At 74.3% G+C, this 1,781-nt stretch carries 2 pseudogenes; one reads left to right on the top strand and one right to left on the bottom strand.

What is annotated here, in order from left to right:
- Nucleotides 1-761: pseudogene (locus ND748_RS31310) on the bottom strand (molybdopterin-binding protein); the annotation flags it as partial.
- Nucleotides 762-965: 204 nt separating this feature from the next.
- Between ND748_RS31310 and ND748_RS31305 the strand changes: the two are divergent.
- Nucleotides 966-1,781, top strand: a pseudogene (locus ND748_RS31305) (hypothetical protein); the annotation flags it as partial.

The following is a 1,781-nucleotide window of genomic DNA, read 5'->3' as shown; positions in this document are numbered from 1 at the left end:
CGGGCGGCCCGCGCGCTCCGGTTCACCGGCAGCCCCTGCGGGCCGAGGTCGGGCCGGCGGGGGGCGAGCAGGTCGAGCGGTGCCAGCGCCGGGACCGACTGGCCGGCCGTCGTCGCGACGATGACGGCCGCCGCGGTGCCGGTCGCCACCGCCAGCCCACGGCGGGTCAGCCCGCCGGTCGGCGGGTCACTGTCGCCGGCCGGCCTTTCCGTCGCCGTCACCGTGTCTGCGCGGGGAAGCGTCTCGTCTCGGTTCCGGCCCACGTTCGCGCGAACGATTGTCAGTTTCGCGGCTATATGCACGACCAGGGCGCCGATGGTGATCCAGGCGACCCAGTAATGGGTCACGGTGAAGAAGAACCGGAATCGGTACCACTGGGCGATGTTCGCGATTCCCGTCGCGAGCTGGAAGATGGCGCCGGCGATCAGCGGCACGATGGTAAGCCGTTCCAGGGCATGCCCGGCGGACCGCAGCGGCGGCCATTCCCACAGCCGCGGATACACCGTCCACAGCTTCACCAGCAGCAGCGGGACGCTGGCCAGACCGGTCGTGACATGCAGGCCCTGGGTGACCCGGTACAGCCAGACCGGCCGGGACGGCCATTGCAGCCAGTCCGGTGGGTGTTGCATGAAATGGGACACGAGCCCGGTCAGGAAGCAGGTTCCGAAGGTGATCCCGAGCGCGATGCCCAGCAGCGACGCCACTCGCGGGTCATGCAGCGTGCTCGGAAACGCCCCGGCTCGCAGCGGGCCGCGGCGCACCGCCGCCGGCGGTTCCGGCAGCCTCGCCGAAAACAGGCGGATCCCACCCACCGGCCGGCCGGTGACGAACCCGCGTAGAAAGCGTCGCACGAGAGGCACCGTAGGTCGCCGCGACCGGAATGCGGCCTGATCCGGGTCTTACGGAACGAGGAAATCGGGCCGCGGCGCCGGGGCTTCCCGCCGCTGTCCTGCGAGGCTCGGGGCATGCCGCCAGCCGTCGACGTGCCGCGAAGCCGCCCGGACCGCGCCCTGATCGGCGCGGGCGTCGGGCTGGTGGGGGTGCTCGCCACGCAGCTCGCCATCCGCGCGATCCCCGGGTACCTGCCCGGCCGGGCTGGCGTGCTGACCGGGGTGCTGGTGTGGTGGGTCCTCGGGGCCGCGACGGCCGCGGCCCTGGTGCGCTCGGCGAACCGGCGGGCCGCCGCCGGCCTGCTGCTGGCCGGGATCCTCGCCGTGCACGTGGTCGCGGCGACGGGACCGCCCCAGCTCTCCGACGACCTGTACCGCTACGCCTGGGACGGCCGGGTGCAGGCCGCCGGCATCGACCCCTACCGCTACGGCCCGCTGGACCCGCACCTGGCGGGGCTGCGCGACCCGTGGCTGTTCCCCGATGCCGCGGGCTGCGCGGCGATCGAGCGGGGCCCGCACTGCATCCGCCTCAACTACCCGCGGGCGCACACCATCTACCCGCCGGTGGCGCAGGCGTACTTCACCGTCGTGCACTACCTGCCCGGCCCGCCGCGGGAGCACAAGCTCCAGCTCTACGGCTCGCTGCTGTCGCTGGCGTTGACCGGCCTGCTGATGCGGATGCTCATCGCCCGCGGCCGGGACCCCCGGTGCGCGGCGTTCTACGCGCTGTCCCCGCTCGCCGGCCTGGAGATCGGCTCGGACGCGCACGTCGACGTCCTCGGGGCGCTGCTCGCGCTGGCCGGCCTCGCCGTGCTCACCCGCCGCCGTGTCGGCCCACCGGGGCCCGCGTCGCCCTCCCGGCGGCGGACGGCGGCGGCCGGGGCGTTGCTC

The organism is Frankia sp. AiPs1, from assembly GCF_023716945.1.
GTDB lineage: Bacteria > Actinomycetota > Actinomycetes > Frankiales > Frankiaceae > Frankia.
Note: the sequence above shows the minus strand (reverse complement) of the source record. Positions and strands in the feature narration are given on the sequence as shown.